Annotated in this window: 13 protein-coding genes; 3 read left to right on the forward strand and 10 right to left on the reverse strand. The window is 71.9% G+C overall.

The genetic code is table 11. The annotated features are described in order from the left end of the window. Positions 1 to 92: 92 nt before the first annotated feature. The 6 genes from ACR9ZG_RS08080 to ACR9ZG_RS08105 all read right to left on the reverse strand — a co-directional run bounded on the left by ACR9ZG_RS08080 (position 93) and on the right by ACR9ZG_RS08105 (position 8,337). A complete protein-coding gene (locus tag ACR9ZG_RS08080) occupies positions 93 to 833 on the reverse strand; it encodes an FhaA domain-containing protein (protein WP_481284310.1) in 741 nt (246 codons plus the stop codon). A 91-nt stretch (positions 834 to 924) separates the two neighbouring features. Continuing rightward, on the reverse strand, positions 925 to 2,541 hold the full coding sequence (locus ACR9ZG_RS08085) for a glycosyl hydrolase family 28 protein (protein WP_481284311.1): 1,617 nt from the start codon (positions 2,539 to 2,541) through the stop codon (positions 925 to 927). A 106-nt stretch (positions 2,542 to 2,647) separates the two neighbouring features. Then, the gene (locus ACR9ZG_RS08090) at positions 2,648 to 3,928 is read right to left on the reverse strand and encodes an ABC transporter substrate-binding protein (RefSeq protein ID WP_481284312.1); all 1,281 of its coding nucleotides are present in this window, start codon (positions 3,926 to 3,928) and stop codon (positions 2,648 to 2,650) included. An 86-nt stretch (positions 3,929 to 4,014) separates the two neighbouring features. Beyond that, positions 4,015 to 4,839 carry a carbohydrate ABC transporter permease gene (locus ACR9ZG_RS08095; protein WP_481284313.1) on the reverse strand — a complete coding sequence of 275 codons (825 nt, stop codon included), beginning with the start codon at positions 4,837 to 4,839 and terminating at the stop codon, positions 4,015 to 4,017. Then, on the reverse strand, positions 4,839 to 5,804 hold the full coding sequence (locus ACR9ZG_RS08100) for a carbohydrate ABC transporter permease (protein WP_481284314.1): 966 nt from the start codon (positions 5,802 to 5,804) through the stop codon (positions 4,839 to 4,841). The genes ACR9ZG_RS08095 and ACR9ZG_RS08100 overlap by 1 nt, the downstream gene beginning before the upstream one ends. Positions 5,805 to 5,838: 34 nt before the next feature. Continuing rightward, entirely contained in the window at positions 5,839 to 8,337 is a 2,499-nt protein-coding gene (locus ACR9ZG_RS08105; RefSeq protein WP_481284315.1) for a hypothetical protein, read from the reverse strand. A 120-nt stretch (positions 8,338 to 8,457) separates the two neighbouring features. Here ACR9ZG_RS08105 and ACR9ZG_RS08110 point away from each other — a divergent pair, with 120 nt between their 5' ends. Then, the gene (locus ACR9ZG_RS08110) at positions 8,458 to 9,486 is read left to right on the forward strand and encodes a LacI family DNA-binding transcriptional regulator (RefSeq protein WP_481284316.1); all 1,029 of its coding nucleotides are present in this window, start codon (positions 8,458 to 8,460) and stop codon (positions 9,484 to 9,486) included. A 16-nt stretch (positions 9,487 to 9,502) separates the two neighbouring features. Here the strand turns inward: ACR9ZG_RS08110 and ACR9ZG_RS08115 are convergent, their stop codons facing one another. From ACR9ZG_RS08115 to ACR9ZG_RS08130, 4 genes are read right to left on the reverse strand one after another with little or no spacing between them, the layout of a single operon-like run. Further along, a complete protein-coding gene (locus ACR9ZG_RS08115) occupies positions 9,503 to 10,378 on the reverse strand; it encodes an NAD(P)-dependent oxidoreductase (RefSeq protein ID WP_481284317.1) in 876 nt (291 codons plus the stop codon). Then, complete coding sequence (locus tag ACR9ZG_RS08120; RefSeq protein ID WP_481284318.1) at positions 10,375 to 11,007, reverse strand: bifunctional 4-hydroxy-2-oxoglutarate aldolase/2-dehydro-3-deoxy-phosphogluconate aldolase; 633 nt, start codon at positions 11,005 to 11,007, stop codon at positions 10,375 to 10,377. The genes ACR9ZG_RS08115 and ACR9ZG_RS08120 overlap by 4 nt, the downstream gene beginning before the upstream one ends. Before the next feature lies 1 nt (position 11,008). Then, the gene (locus ACR9ZG_RS08125) at positions 11,009 to 12,052 is read right to left on the reverse strand and encodes a hypothetical protein (RefSeq protein ID WP_481284319.1); all 1,044 of its coding nucleotides are present in this window, start codon (positions 12,050 to 12,052) and stop codon (positions 11,009 to 11,011) included. Continuing rightward, positions 12,052 to 13,281 (reverse strand): enolase C-terminal domain-like protein, encoded by a 1,230-nt coding sequence (locus tag ACR9ZG_RS08130; RefSeq protein WP_481284320.1) that lies wholly within the window; start codon positions 13,279 to 13,281, stop codon positions 12,052 to 12,054. Before ACR9ZG_RS08130 ends, ACR9ZG_RS08125 begins: the two co-directional genes overlap by 1 nt. Positions 13,282 to 13,389: 108 nt before the next feature. Between ACR9ZG_RS08130 and ACR9ZG_RS08135 the strand changes: the two genes are divergently transcribed. Beyond that, positions 13,390 to 14,217, forward strand: a complete 828-nt coding sequence (locus tag ACR9ZG_RS08135; RefSeq protein ID WP_481284321.1) for an NAD-dependent epimerase/dehydratase family protein — start codon at positions 13,390 to 13,392, stop codon at positions 14,215 to 14,217. Then, positions 14,214 to 14,996, forward strand: coding sequence for an IclR family transcriptional regulator (locus ACR9ZG_RS08140; RefSeq protein WP_481284322.1), 783 nt, complete (start codon positions 14,214 to 14,216; stop codon positions 14,994 to 14,996). Before ACR9ZG_RS08135 ends, ACR9ZG_RS08140 begins: the two co-directional genes overlap by 4 nt. Positions 14,997 to 15,010: the final 14 nt, after the last annotated feature.

A 15,010-nucleotide genomic window follows, 5' to 3' on the forward strand; every position in this document is an offset into this window, starting at 1 on the left:
AGATGTGTATAAGAGACAGATGCCGAAGACGAACAGCCACAGGAGCAGCAGGAAGCCGAACCTGAGGACGAGGAGGGTGAGCTCGCTGGGGTTCACGACGCTCCCCAGAAATTGCCCATGTCGTGCCTGCGGGTGGCGTCGTCGCCTCCCGCGCGCCCACCGGCCGGGGCCGCCTGCGGCAGCACGCGGAACACGATGCGGGTCCGGCCGATCGTGACGACGGAGTCGGGCTCGAGGATCGCCTTCTTGACCGGCTCGCCGTTGAGCTTCGAGCCGTTGGTGGAGCCGAGGTCCTCGACCTGGGCGTTGCGGCCGTCCCACGTGATCATGACGTGCCGGCGGGAGGTGCCGGTGTCATCCACGGTGATGTCGGCGTCGCTGCCGCGGCCGACGACCGTGCGGGCCTTGGTGAGCGGGTAGTGGCGGCCGTCGATGTCGAGCACCGGCGTCCAGGCGACGTCGCCCTTCACGTTCTCGGAGTCGACCTGGAGCATGCCGACCGTGATGTCGGGGTCCTCCTGCAGATCGATGGAGATGCCGCCCGCGAACGCGTAGTGCTGGCTGGTGGCGTGCTTCTGGACGAAGCTCACGAGCTCGTCGGTGAGAGCGGCGCCCATGGCGCGCATCCGCTTGTAGTCGGCGGGCGACATCCGCAGCACGAAGCGGTTGGGCGCGAGCACCCGGTCGCGCGCCACGACGGCGGCCTTGGTGTCGAGCTCCTTGCGCAGCGCGCTGGTGAGCTCGACCGGCTGCAGCCCGGAGCGGAAGGTCTTCGCGAACGCGCCATTGACGGCGCGCTCGAGCCCCCGCTCGAAGTTGTCCAGAATGCCCACAGTCTCCCGCTTCCGGCTCGTCGACTACCTGCATGTTAGTCGGAACGGGTGCGAGGCCACTGATTGTCCGGTGAATGGCCGCCGGGCGGGATCACGGCGTGACCGTGATCCCCGAGGCGTCGCTGACGTTCGTCACGTTCAGCTGGGCGAGCGTCTGGGCGTTGGCCGACGCCCCCGGCATGCGCACGCGGAGGAAGTCGACGCCGGTGATCGGCGCACCGGGGACCCCGGTGATGCGGCCGGGCGTCGTGCCGGCATCCCGCACCCGGACATCCTGCACGGTGACGCCCGTGACGGGGCCGATGCCCTCCGTGCCGGAGCCCGTCCAGAGCGCCAGCCAGGTGCGGTTGCCGTCGTTGCTGGTCGGGATGCTCTCGATGTCGAAGTCCTGGAAGCGCACCCGCGTCGCGGCGGCCGCGCCGTACTTGTGGTGGATGCCGATGCCGATGGACGCCGCGTAGACGACCACCTGCTTGAAGGTGACGTCGCTCTGCGGCTGCAGGACGCCCTGGCCGACCTTCACGCCGTAGCAGTACGTCCAGCTGACGAGATCCTCGAAGGTGACGGTCCCGAGCGGCCGCGGGTCGCCGGGGACGTTCTGGAACAGATCGATGTGGTTCGCCCAGGTCTTGGTGCTGAAGGGGTCGTCGAGGCCGATGCCGATCGCGTGCTTGACGTAGACGCCCGTGGACTCCATCACGTCGATGCCGTCGTTCTCACCCATGTCGAAGCGGTTGAAGATCTTCAGGTTGCGGAACTGCAGGTCGGTCGAGCGGGTCGGCATGATCGCCCAGCTGCTCGACTCCCGGAAGGTGATGCCGTCGACCGAGAAGTCGTCGGTGTAGATGGGCACCAGCAGGTTGACGCCGATGTTGTCGGGCTGGAGCGATGCGCGTCCGTTGCCGTCGATGATCCCGCGGCCGGAGATCGAGATGTTGGACGAGGAGTACCTGGTCGAGATGAACCACGAGACGTCGCGGTTCTGCGAGGCCTTGTGCCAGTGGACGTCGTTCTCTTCGCGTTCCCCGGTGTAGCGGAGGACCGCTCCCGGCGCCAGATAGAGGGCCAGGTTGCTCCGCAGGTAGAGGGTGCCGAGGGTGTAGACGCCGGCCGGCACGTACACCGTGCCCTGGCCTCCCGAGGCCGAGCCCCAGGCCGCGGCGTCGTTCAGCGCCGTCTGGAAGGCGGTCGTGGAGTAGGCCGGGCCCGGTGTCGCGCCGTAGGGAGCGCTCTGCACGTTGAAGACGCCGGTGCCGGACGAGGGCGGCCGGTTCGTCTCGAGCGGGTCGATCGCGATGACGAGCTTGGCGCGGCCGTCCACCCGCACGATGAGGTACTCGTCGTTGGGGACGGTGAAGGTGAGGGAGGGGCCGCTGGTCGTGCCGACCAGGCCGAGCTTCAGCGGGCTGATGCCGTAGGAGCCGATGGCGGTGCCGTTGGTCTTCGTGACCACGACGGTCGCGGTGCCGACTCCCATCGCGAGCTGCGCGATGTCGTAGTCGCCGTACTCCTGCACGGGGACCGACTGGCCGTTGACGGTGAGGGTGTAGTCGGAGGAGGGCGGGTAGACGCCGGCGAGCGGATAGACGTCGATCGGGGCGGCTGCGGCGTGCGCGGGGACGGCGGGCGCGGCGACCGCGGCTCCGACGGCGAGGACGAGACCGGCCGTGATGACGCTGACGGCGCGGAGGATCCGGTGATGCATCATTGCACCTTCCTTGCGCGCGGCGTCGCGCGCGATCGCTTCGTTGCGAATGGTGGCCCATGAGGGCCGGAGGGGGCGGCCCGGCAGAGCGCCGGGCCGCCCGTGGACGTCAGTCCTTGAAGGCCGCGTCCATCCGGGAGAGCAGTCCGTCGACGTCGACCGTGCCGGCGAAGAGCTCCTGGATGCCCGTCAGGTGCTCCTGCTGAACCTTGGGGTTGGGCCAGGCGACGTCGGGGAAGGGCCGGTCGGTGCCGGCCTTCTGGAACGTCGTGATCGGGGCGAGCACCGCATCCGCGTCGAAGTCGTCGGTCGGTGTCGCGGGGGCGGCGCCCGCGGCCTTCGCGTAGACGGACTGGCCTTCGCCCGAGGCCAGGAAGTCGAGGAACTTCTTCGCCAGCTCGGGGTTCTTGGCCTTCTTGTTGGCGGCGTAGACGATGCCGACCGAGACCGGCAGGTACTGGTCCTTCGGCTCGTCGGTGGCCGGGAACGGCGTCATCGAGAAGGTCGTTCCCGACGGCGCGTACTGCACGGCGTTCGCGGAGGCGGAGGTGAGGTGGATCGCGCCGAGGGCCTCACCGCGGCCGAGCATGGTCATCTGCTCGTCGTAGCCGACGCCGTTGGGGTTGTCGTTGAAGCACCCGGCGTCGCGGAGCTGCAGATACTTCTGCTCGGCGTCCTTCCACGCGGAGTCCGAGAACGTCGCCTTCCCGTCCTTCTGCTTCTGGGTGAAGTCGGGGTCCTTCCCGTAGACGAGGCTCGCGGTCAGCGCGTACGGCACCAGCTGCGTCACCCAGGCGCTCTTGAGGCCCAGGGCGAAGGGCACCTTGCCGAGCGCCTTGGCGTCGGTGCAGTAGTCGAGGACGCCGCTCCAGGTGGTGGGCGCCTTCAGGCCGGAGGCCGCGAGGGCCTGGTCGTTCCAGATGGCGCCGATGGCGACGACGGTCACCGGGACGCCCACGAGCTCGCCCTTGGAGTCCTCGGCCACCACGCGGGTGGCGTCGCTGAGCGAGTCGGCCCATGCCTGGTCGCCCAGCGGCATGAGCAGGCCGTCGTCGCCGAGCGGGACGATCGAGGCCGCGTTGCCGTTGCCCGGCCAGACCCGGAAGACGTCGGCCGCCGTTCCGGACGCGAGCTGCGTGCGCAGGGTCTGCTGGTACGACTCGTCGTCGTTGACGAAGGTCGCCTTGACGGTGACCCCGGGGTTGGCCTTCTCGAAGGCGTCGATCACGGCCTGCGCCGGGGCTTCGCCCGCGGCGGTCAGCGTGAGGACCGTGCCTCCGTCTGCGCCGGAGGCGCCGCCGGTGTTGGTCGAGCAACCCGCGAGAGCGGCGATGGCGACGGCAGCGGTGCCGAGCGCCACGACGCGTCCGCGACGTGAAGTGAACCTCATCATTCCTCCTGGTTTCGGGCCGGAGCCCGGTCGGTTGGTGCGATTGCGTTGGTGGGGCGGGACAGCGGTATGCGGGTGCGGAAGGCTCATCCCTTGAGCCCTCCGGCGAAGCCGCGGATGACGTATTTCTGCAGCGAGAAGTAGACGATCAGGATCGGGATGACGCTGATCACGAGTCCGGCGAAGACGAGCGGCCAGACCGTCACGTACTGGCTCACGAAGCTGTAGATCGCGACGGGGGCGGTCGTGTTGCCGCTCCCCGCGAGGTACAGCAGCGGGATGAAGAACTCGTTCCAGATGCCGACGACGTTGAGGATCACCACGGTGCCCGTGACGGGACGCAGGAGCGGGAACACGACCCGCGTGAACCCGCGGAGGGGACCTGCGCCGTCGAGCATCGCGGCCTCCTCGTAGTCGGTCGGCAGCTCACGCAGGAACGTCGTGTACAGGAAGATCGAGAACGGCATCCCCGTGCCGACGTTGATCAGGATGATCGCGCCCAGCGAGCCCAGCAGGCCGAGGTCGCGCATGGTGCTGTAGAGGGGGAGCAGCGCGAGCTGGGTCGGCAGGAGCAGGCCGGCCAGGAAGAAGTAGAAGGTGAACCTCGACCACCGCCGGGTGACCCTGGCCAGCGGGTAGGCGGCGAGAGCCGCGACGATGACGATGAGGACGACGCTGACCACGGTGACGATGGCGCTGTTGAGCATCGCGGCGCCGAGGCTGGCCCGGCTCCACGCCGCGACATAGTTGTCGAAGGTCGGCGGGAAGATGAACTCCAGCGCGCCGGTCTGCGTGTTGATCGGCTTCAGCGAGACGTTGACCAGCGCGAGGAGCGGGATCGCCCAGACGATGGCCACGGCGATGATGATGACCTCGAGCAGGAGGGTGCGGCCGGTGTAGCGACGGTGCATCAGCGCGTCTTCCTCAGGGTGAGGCGGTACTGCACGCCGGCGAGCACCGCGATGAGCACCGTCATGATGACGGCGAGGGCGACCGAGAACGGGTACTCCCCGAAGAGGAACGCGTTCTTGTAGATGAGGGTCGAGATGGTCTCGCTCGCCGTGCCGGGGCCGCCGCCGGTCATGGCGACGACCTGGTCGAACTGCTTGAGCCCTCCGATCAGCGAGAGCATCACGTTGATGACGATGGCGCCGTTCAGCAGGGGCAGGGTGATGCTGCGGAACATGCGCCACGGCCCGGCCCCGTCGATCAGCGCGGCCTCGGTGAGCTCTTCGGGGATGGCCTGCAGGCCCGCGAGGAAGATCACCATCGAGTAGCCGGCGAACTGCCAGATGATCGCCACGGCGACCGAGTAGAGGGCGTAGCGGGGGTCGCCGAGCCAGTCCTGCGCGAGCGAGCCCAGGCCCGCGCCGCGGAGGAAGTCGTTCACCGCTCCGTTGGGCGAGAGCAGGTAGCTCCAGACGTAGCCGGAGACCAGCGGGGTGAGCACCACGGGGGCGAAGAAGACGACCCGGAGCACGTAGCGCGACTTGATCATCGAGTTTACGGCGAGGGCGAGGCCGAGGCCGATGACGTTCTGCAGCACCATCGTGACGGCCGCGAGCACGACCGTGTTGAGCAGCGCGGCCCGCGCGGCCCGGTCGCCGAACACGTCGAAGAAGTTGTCGAGGCCGACCCACGACCAGTCGGGCGAGAGCCCGTTCCAGTCGGTCAGCGAGAACACGGCTCCGCGGGTGCTGGGCACGATGACGATGAAGAGGTACACGGCGACGGCGGGGATGACGAAATACCAGGGGGCGCTGATGCCGCGCAGCCGGCGTCGCCGCGGAGCGTTCCGCGGGCGGCCGGCGGGCTCGGGCGCCGGAGCGGGCCCGGACGCCAGAGCGTCGTCGGGGCGGGTGGCGGATACGGTCACGGGTCGGTCACTCCTTCGTGATCTGTGAATCGATTCACAGGCTGTCGGTAAGAATACGGTCACCATCTGCGCTTGTCAACGATGCCAGGGACGGCTCGCCCACGATGACGGCGGCGGAGGGCGCCACGAGGCGGCGGAGCATCCACTCGTCGACGGCGGTGCACTCCGGTGCGTCATCGCGATCCGCGTAATTCCGCTCACCGTGAGCCTGCGCGGGGCTCACCACCCGGGGATCGCCCAGGTAGTGGTGGTGCGGCCCGTAGCGGTTCTGCGAGCTCGGGTGGAGCGCCAGCGTGATGGTCGTGAGGCCGGGCGCGGCGACGGGCACCGTCCAGTCTGCTCCCCAGCACCACCGGGGCGCCGCATCCCCCACGGTCACGAGGGCGGCGTCGGCCCGGCCTCCCGTCAGCCGCAGGGACCGCGCTCCGACCGGGAGGTCGAGAGTCGTGGTGAGCAGGAGGGGCTCGAACAGGAAGGGGAAGCCGTCCACGGTCGGCTCGACGGCGCCGTTGAGCGGAGCGTCATCCGGAGGGGAGGCGGCCAGAGCGAATCCGCCCGCGACCACCGACACGTCTCCGCGATGATGCCACCGCCCCTCCGCCGTCACGAGGAACCGGCCGCGCAGCCAGAGCCGCGGGCGCACCTCCGGCGGCAGGGGGGCCGTGAGGCGGAAGCGCACCCGGTGGAGTGACGACGAGAGCTCGACCGCCACGCGCGCGCCTGGCGAGCCGCTGTCGATCGGGAGGGTCGCGCCGTCCCACGTCAGCTCATGGAGGTCGTCGGCGAAGTCGAGGGTCGCGCCTCCGGTGAACCCACGGTTGAGAATGGTCGCCGAGTGCCAGCCGTCCGGTTCACGCTCCGCCTCGAGCACGAGGTCGTTGAGCGGCGGGCGCGCGAGGCGCCAGTGGAGGGGCGCGGCTCCCGCCGGGCGGCCCGGGTCCGGCCGGGGGTTGTCGGGGGTCAGCGGTGCTGCTGCGGCGGGATGGGCGGAGGCTGGAGCCGGTGGATCGGCGAGCAGCGCGCTCGTCCGCTCCAGGAAGTCCTCTGTGAGTGCTGCGCCGCTCGCCACGACGACCCGGCGGTAGCGGGCGGATCCCAGCCGGAGCTCACCGCCGACGACCCGTCCTTCGGACTCGGCGGTGCGCTCGTCGGCGAAGTCGTAGGCGACCCCCGCGGCATGCAGCCGCTCGACGAGCGCGAGGAAGGCGGCGTTGATGCGGCCGGCCGGGGTGTCGGCGAAGTCGTGGGCGTCGTGCACGTTCATCCGGACGAACTCCCCGGCCTCGAAGGCGCGCATGATCCCCCGCTGCGGAACGACGACGAGCGTGTCCGCCTCGGGTCGCGGCCGCACGGTGAGCTGCTCGCGGACGCGGCCGATGAGGTCGGCGTAGGCCGGGCGCCAGCTGAGGTGCGTCGGCTGGGAGGGCGGCCAGTCCTCGATCGCGACGCTGTCGAGCCGATACTGCGCGATGTGCAGCATCACGTCGGTCACCCCGTGGCCGCCGAGCCACAGCAGCACGCGCTCCAGATCGGCGGGACCTGCGCCCCAGCCGGCGCCGCCGAAGGCCTCGGCCATGCAGCGGCCGTCGCCGAACTGGCGCGCCGCCGACGAGAGCAGCCGGGGGTAGAAGTCGTTCCCGGGGTCGCGCCCGAGCGCGTCCAGGCCGGGCAGGTCCATGTGGCGTGCGACGGTCCCCAGCGAGCCGACGGTCGGGACCTGGAACAGCGGATGCTCCTCTCCCTTGACGTGGGCCGTGAAGCGAACGCCGCGGCTGCGGCACCACTCGTCGATGCGGGCGAGGTAGCGGTCGGCGAAGAGGTCGGTGACCAGCTCCCAGAATCGCTCGCGCACCTCCGCCGCCCGGGGGTGCGGGCCGAACAGTGCCGGAAGCAGCGGGATCAGGTCGTCGCCGTGCCGGGCGGCGTACGCGGCGGGCAGATCGGGAGTCCAGGGCACCGCGCCGTCCGGGGGCAGCTCGTGGTGCGAGTGGCCGAGGCCGAACTCCGGCTCGTCGGAGAAGAACCCGGCGACGTGCCGGAAGGCGTCTCGCGGCAGGCCGTCCGCATAGCGCGCGTAGCAGAGCTGGAGGAATCGCTCGGCGATCTCGGGGGAGAGATAGTCCACTCCCTCTCCGAGGCGTTCGACCAGCTGGAAGGGGGTGCCGTCGCGGTCGACGTCGAGGATCGGCGCGGCTCCGTCGGGAAGCGTTCCCGCCGGGCGGAGCTCGAGCCAGCGCTGGCGGAGCTCGGGATGCTCGGTCAGCATCCGTCCGCCGACCGTGCCGCTCGGCCAGCCGTTCTCGTCGTAGATCCAGAAGTCGAGCCCGAGAGCCGCGGCCTCCTCGATGGCCTCGGCGACGATGGCGAGGTACTCGTCGCCCAGATACGCCGGCTCGTCGGGGTAGAAACGGGGATGGAACACCACCCCGTCGAGCCCGTCGGCGGCGAACCCGGCGAGCTGCCGGCGCAGCTCCTCGCGGTCCAGGGGGGCGTTGATCGCCCAGAGGGCGCTGAAGTGTGGGGAGGTCACCATTGTCCGTTTCTCCGCGGCGCGGCTGTGAATCGATTCACGTCTGAGGTACGTTACTGTACTAGCACCGAACGGACAAGAGGGTCCGGGCGCTGCGCCGGCCACCGACGAGAGGACCACCACATGTCGACGGAGGCGCCGACGCCGCGCTCGCGCGCCGGACGAGTCGCGTCCATCAAAGACGTCGCCGAGCGGGCGGGGGTCTCGCGGGCGACCGCGTCGTACACGTTCACCCAGCCCGCCCGGGTCAGCGACCAGCTGCGGGAGCGCGTGCTCGCTGCCGCCGCCGACCTCGGTTATGTCGGGAACGACGCTGCCCGCCGCCTGCGCGCCGGTCGCAGCAGCGCCTTCGGGCTCCTCGTCTCGAACACGGCGAACCCGGTCTACGCCGAGCTGGCCGCCGGAGCGGAGCGCGAGGCCGCGGCGCACGGCCGACACATCCTCATGGTCAACAGCGGCGACGATGCCGACCGCGAACGCGACTACATCGGCTTCTTCGAGGCGCAGCAGGTGAGCGGGATCATCGCCGCACCGGTGGGGGAGGTCCCGGCCGAGCTGCAGGAGCTGAGGGACCGCGGCATCCCCTTCGTCCTCGTCGGCCACGCGCCGGACCCGCACGACTATCCCGCGATCTCGGGCGACAACGTCCTGGGTGGACGCCTGGCGGCGGAGCACCTGCTCGCGCAGGGACGGCGGCGTCTGCTCTTCGTCGGCGGCCCGCATCCGCACGTCGACGCCCGCCTCGCCGGGGCGCGTGCCGCCGTCGCCGAGGCAGGACCGGAGGCGAGCCTGGAGGTCGTCCGGGTGCCCGCACAGAACGCCCACGTCGGTGAGGAGGTGGCGGCCGAGCTGCTGCGGCGGCCCGCGACCGCATCGCCCGACGGCATCTTCGCGGGGAACGACCTCCTGGCGCTCGGGCTGCTGCACGGGCTCATCGCGGGGGGCGTGCGCGTCCCGGACGACATGTCGCTGGTCGGCTACGACGACATCGAGTTCGCCGACTTCGCGATCGTCCCGCTCTCGACCATCCGCCACCCCTCCGCGGCACTCGGGGCGAGCGCCGTGCGCCTGCTGCTCGGCCTCGACACCGAGGACCAGCTGCTGGGCGGCTTCGCACCCGAGCTGATCGTGCGGCAGACGTCGCTGGCCTGACGCCGAGGGACGCTCGTCAGCCTCCCGTGACGCCGCTCAGCCGCCGGACGCCCCGCAGGAGCGCCGTGTGGTCGAGCCCGCCGTCTCCGTTCGCCTTCGCGGAGGCCATGAGCTGCGCGACCACGGCGCCGAGCGGGGTCACGACTCCCGAGTCCCGCGCGGCCTGGCCGAAGATGCCGAGGTCCTTGTGGTGCAGGTCGATGCGGAAGCCGGGCTCGAAGTCGCCGGCGATCATGCCGGCGGCCTTCCGGTCCAGGATCCGGTTGCCCGCCAGGCCGCCGGCGAGCACACGCACCGCGCTCTCGAGGTCGACGGCGTGGGCGTCGAGGAAGACCAGCGCTTCGGCGACGAGCTCGATCGTGCCCGCCACGATCAGCTGGTTCGCGGCCTTGACCGTCTGCCCCGCGCCGGGGCCGCCGACGTGGACGATGGTGGTCCCGATGGCCTCGAGCACCGGGCGGGCCCGCTCGAACGCCGACTCCTCCCCGCCGACCATGATGGAGAGGGTGCCGTCGATCGCGGCCTGCTCGCCCCCGCTCACCGGGGCGTCGACCACGGCGATGCCCCGCTCGGCGCCGGCGTCGGCCAGCCGCCGCGACATGGCGGGCGCGATCGTGCTGAGGTCGATGTAGAGGGCGCCCTGCGGCAGCCGGTCGAGCGCTCCCTCCAGGACGACGGAGGCGACATCGGGCGAGTCGGGCAGCATCGTGATGAGCACGTCGGACCCGGCCACCGCCTCGGCGACGGATGCGGCCGTGCGACCGCCCGCCGCCACGAAGCGCTCGACGGCGCCGGGGGAGCGGTTCAGGCCGATCACGTCGTGCCCGGCGGCGAGCAGGTTGCGGGCGATCGGCGCGCCCATGATGCCGAGTCCGATGACGGTGATGTTCACGAGTGTTCCCCTTCGATGGTGGCGAGTGCTGTTCGGGTGCGAGCGGTCAGGGCGGCCAGGTCGCCGTCGTCGTCGAGCGCGTCCTGCAGCAGGAGGGCGCTGAGGCCCACCACCGCTGCTCCGGCGCGCAGATAGCCTCCCGCCTCCTCCGGCCGGACCCCGCCGGTCGGGAAGAGCCGGAGCTCCGGGAGGGGGCCGACCAGCTCGCGCAGGTACGCGAGCCCGCCGAGGGGGCCGATGGGCGAGACCTTCACGGTGCGGGCCCCGGCCTCGCTGGCCGCCACGATCTCGGTGGGGGTCAGCGCGCCCGGGATGTAGTCGACCCCCAGCTCGCCGCTCGCGGCCATCAGGTCGGGGTGGCAGTACTGGCTGACGGCGAAGTCCGCGCCGATCGCCGCGGCGGTCTCCAGGTGCGCGCGCGTCCGGACGGTGCCGAGGCCCAGGGTCGCCTCGGGGCCGAGCGCCTCGCGGGTCGCCACGAGGGCCTCCGCCGCCCCGGCGCTTGTGAGGGTGAACTCCACCGCCCGCACCCCTCCGGCCACCAGGGCTTCGGTCACCGCGAGGAAGCGCGCGGAGGTGCGATGGCGCAGCACCACCACGACGGGCGGGTCGAGCTGGTCGATGAGCATGTCAGCCTCCTGATCTCGGCACGGCGGCGCTCGCCGCGGCCAGGCGTCGGGCCGATGCGAGACCGGCGTGATAGATGTGCAGACCGGTGGCTCCGGCGTCGGCCAACGCCGCCCAGGTGTCGGCAAGCTGCGCAGGCTCGGTCTGGAGGATGTCGACGTGAGCGACGAGGCGTGCGCCCGGCCGCGCCGCGGCGACCCGGCGCAGGGCGCTGATGGCGCGTTCGGGGGCGCCCCAGCAGTCAACGAGGACCGGGTCGGCGGAGTCGCCCGCGTCGGCGTCGGAGAGCAGCACCTCCGCGACTCCCTGCTCGGCGGCGAGGCCGAGAGCCTGCTCGCGGACGACGGCCAGGGAGCGCTCCCGCCCGGAACGCATCCGCTCGACGGCGGCGTACGCCGTGCGGGATCGGTCGCCGTCGATCAGCTCCCGGAGCGCCCGCACCTCCGCCGGCCCGGCATCGGCCGCCGCGCAGCAGCGGTCGCAGACGCAGTACCCGAGAGCCTCCGCGGTGAGCTCGTCGAAGTCTGCTCCGACCACCTTGTCGTGCTGCGACCCGTGGCCGAGGCCCTGCCAGCCGAGCGCCTCGATCAGCACCTGCCCACCCTGCGCCAGCGGGAGCAGGCCGGAGAGGAGGTCGCGATCGAAGGCCAGCGTCGCCGGCTGCGCCAGGCAGGGGGCGTGCGCCAGCCGGTCGCCGAATGCGGAGCGGACGCGGGGAACGGCCGGGGCCGCGCCATCGAGATGGTTCAGGACGATCCAGGTGTCGACGGTGATCCCGCCCGTCTCCAGTGCGTCGCGAGCGCGCTCGTAGGTGCCGATCCCGCGGGGGAGCGGGGCGCCTCCCGAGGGACTGAAGGAGGCAGAGGAGTGCACCGCCGACGTCGGCAGGTCGACGACGCGGTGCGCCGGGTGCCTCGGCGTGGCGACGCGGGCCGCGTGATACGAGGCCGCGAGGGACACGTGCTCGACCCCGGCGTCCACGAGCCGGGCGACCGCGTCGGGATGGCCCTCGACATCCCAGGGGAAGAGCCGGAAGACGGCGCGCATCAGAACCGCGGGAGCGACGGATCGTAGGCCGGGTCGATCGTCCGGGCGTACGCGGTGTCGTCGCGCACGGTCCGCCCGGACTCGACGTAGCGGCGGTGCAGGCGTTCGAGCACGTCGGGACGAAGCTCGACGCCCAGCCCGGGCTCCCGGGACACGGCGAGCGACCCGTGCTCGAAGCGGGCGGGGCCCTCCACCAGGTCGTCCGCCGCGTTCCAGGGGTAGTGCGTGTCGCACGAGACCGAGAGCTCGGGCATCGCCGCCGCCACCTGCGTCATCGCCGCGAGCGAGATGCCGAGGTGCGAGTTGGAGTGCATGGCGACGCCCAGACCGAGCTCGCCGCAGCGCCGGCCCAGCTCGCGCGTGGCTCGCAGGCCACCCCAGTAGTGGTGGTCGCCCAGCACGATGTCGACGGCTCCCGCCTCCGCCGACGCCTCGAGGGTCGGGAACGAGACGGCCACCATGTTGGTGGCGAGCGGGAGGCTCGTGGCCTGTCGTACCGCGGACATGGCGGGGATGCCCAGCACCGGGTCCTCGAGGTAGTCGAGCGTACTGTTGAGCGCGTCGGCGACCATGACGGCCGTGGCGGTCGTCCACGCGCCGTTCGGGTCCATCCGGAGCGAGACGTCGGGGAAGGCGGCGTGCAGGGCGCGCATCGTCTCGATCTCGACCTCGGGCCGGAACACCCCGGCCTTGAGCTTGAGGGAGCGGAAGCCGTGTTCGGCGATCAGGGTCTCGGCCAGCTCGACCATCCCCTCGGGAGTGAGCGCCTCCCCCCAGCGGTCGGGCTCGGCGCCCGGGTGTCCGGCCCACTTGTAGAAGAGGTATCCCGAGAAGTCGACGCGGTCGCGCACGCGGCCGCCGAGCAGCTCTGCGACGGAGGCGCCGTCGAGCTTCCCGAGGGCGTCCAGCGCCGCGACCTCGAAGGGCGAGAGGATCTTGCCCGCGGCGACCGGGTCGTCCAAACGGTTCAGGGCGCCCGATCCGGCGATCGCGTCGGCCAGGGCCGCCGGGTCGTCCACCCGCACGCCGATGAGGGCGGGCGCGGCGGCGCGCAGAGCCTCCAGCAGGGGCAGCTCGCCGCTCGTCTCGCCGAGGCCGGTCGTGCCGTCGTCGAGCTCGAGCTGCACGATGGTGCGGAGCGCGAGGGGCTCGTGCACGCCCCAGCTGTTGAGCAGCGGGGGGTCCGAGAAGGCGATCGGCGTGATGTCGACGGAGCGGATGCGGCTCATGCGGAGGGCTCCTCGGCGGTCGGCGGTGAACGGCGGCGGCGGGGTTCACATATGTGAACACCATCCACTAGCGTGAAAGCCCACCGAAGCTAAAGGAGGCCGGGCGTGATGTCAAGGCAGGCAGAGGACCGCGAGCAGGTGGTCGTCATCACCGGAGCAGCCGGCAGGATCGGCAGAGCCATCACCCCGCTGCTCGCCCGCGAGGGTCGGCGGCTGCGTCTGCTCGACGTCGCCGTCCCCGACGCGGGGGCCGGGGGAGCCGGTGAATGGCTGGCCGTCTCCATCACCGACCGCGCGGCGCTCGCGACGGCGTTCGCCGGCGCCGACGCCGTCGTGCACCTCGCCGGGCACCCCTCCGAGCAGCCGTGGGCTGACATCCTCTCGGTGAACATCGACGGCACCCAGGCGGTGCTGGAGGCCGCGCGGGCCTCCGGGGTCCGCCGGGTGCTGCTCGCCAGCTCCATCCATGCCGTCGGATTCGCCACTCCGCGCGAGGCGGGCGCCGTCGATGTGCTCGTCCCGCGGCCGGACACCTACTACGGCGTGAGCAAGGCGGCGATGGAGGCGCTCGGCAGCGTCTATGCCGACCGGTTCGGGATGAGCGTCGTCTCCGCCCGCATCTGCACCTTCGGCGAGGACGTCGGCGACGGCCGGGCCATCGCGCAGTGGCTGTCGCCGGCCGACGCCGCCCGCCTGGTCGAGGCGGCGATCGCTCTCGACACCGGCCGGCACCACATCGTGTGGGGCGTGTCGCGGAACGCGCCGGGCTGGTTCCCGCTGGGTCCTGGCGAGGCGATCGGATACCACCCGCAGGATGACGCGGTTCGCCGGACGGAGGAGCGCGACGGCGCGACGCCGCCGCCGCCCGAGTCGGACGGCCCGCTCGGCGCCGCCTTCGCCGCCCCGTCCCACCCGCTCGGCGAGCCGATGCCATGACGGTGCACGACGACGGCGCACGCACCACGGTGAAGTCCGCCGCCCGCGCCCTCGAACTGCTCGAAGTCCTCGCCGACGCGGGCGAGCCACTGAGCGTCGCGGAGCTCCACCGGCGCACCGGATACCCGCGGTCGAGCCTCCACGGTCTCCTGCAGACGATGCTCGCGCGCGGCTGGATCGCCGCCGACGACGGCGGACGCGTCGGCGTGGGCGCCAGGGCGCTGGTCGCCGGGACCGGCTACCTCGACCGCGACGCCGCCGTCGGCCATGCACGCAGCACGCTCGACGTCCTCCGCGGCGAGACCGGTTACACGACGCACTACGCGCGGCTGGTCGGCCCCGACGTCGTCTACCTCGCGACCCGGGAGGCCGTCGACGCGCACCGCGCCATCTCACGGATCGGCCGGCGCCTGCCCGCCCACGCGACGGCCCTCGGCAAGGCGCTGCTGGCCGAGCTGAGCGCCGACGAACTGCGCACCCTGTACCCCCAGGAGCCCCTCCGCCCCCTCACCGTGCGCACGGTCGGAACGGTGACCGAGCTCGCGCGCGAGCTGGAGGAGTGCCGCGCAACGGGAGCCGCGGTGGAGTTCGAGCAGAACACGATCGGCACCGCCTGCGTGAGCGCCGCGGTCCCGTACCGCATCCCCGCGACGGACGCCATCAGCTGCTCGATCCCGCTGGCCGCCGCCACTACCCAGGAGCTCGAGCGGGTGCGCGCCGCGGTGCTCGACGCCGCCGGGCGGCTCGCCGGCGTGCTGCGACGCGAGGGCATCCGCTGACGCCGGCCTGCCGG

The sequence above is a fragment of the Leifsonia sp. KNZ12-8B genome, assembly GCF_056755495.1.